Genomic DNA, 597 nt, shown 5'->3' with positions numbered 1-597 from the left:
CCTAGTGGCTGGTTTAGTAAACGAGACAACAATCCTTGATCCTCCTTTGGGCTTCTTATCTTTCCTATAACTTTTACTAACGTTAATAACATTTTATCGACAAGAAGCGCCTGATAAACCGCTTGAACAGTTTGAAAAGTCCGCGCTTGAACAGCTTGAAGAAGAACAGTCCGCGCCTGAACAGTTGCAATCTTTAAGTAAATCACAACCAACTAATGTAAAACATATCGACAGCACAAAGCCTATTATAGCTGCCATAATAAACCATTTTTTCTTTTTCATAAAAACTCCCTTGGGCTTCTAGCCCAATTATATACCATTTATTCTTTTTTTGCCTCCAGATTCGGGCAAGCCCGGCTGGAGCCGAACACTACAAGTAGTGCCGCCGACTTGTCAGCGACACTACCGAAAAATGGTGTCAGATTGCTGCGTTACCGCCCTTTTATTCCACTCTTGTAAGCACATAACCCGTTGTTTGAACGGGGTCAGCATCACCTCCTGTGTTTGTAAGAATATAACCCCTTAATGTAATTGTGTTGTAATCGTTGCTTATTTGTCCAATGAAACAATTTTCCTTGCCAAAATACAGCCATATAA

1 protein-coding gene is annotated in these 597 nt (G+C 40.7%); it reads right to left on the bottom strand.

Translation table 11 applies throughout. The features are described from left to right. Positions 1-93: 93 nt before the first annotated feature. On the bottom strand, positions 94-282 hold the full coding sequence (locus ACYVRH_RS14160) for a hypothetical protein (RefSeq protein WP_461257518.1): 189 nt from the start codon (positions 280-282) through the stop codon (positions 94-96). Between the last annotated feature and the right edge of the window lie 315 nt (positions 283-597).

Source organism: Treponema sp. R80B11-R83G3, from assembly GCF_054786115.1.
Note: the sequence above shows the minus strand (reverse complement) of the source record. Positions and strands in the feature narration are given on the sequence as shown.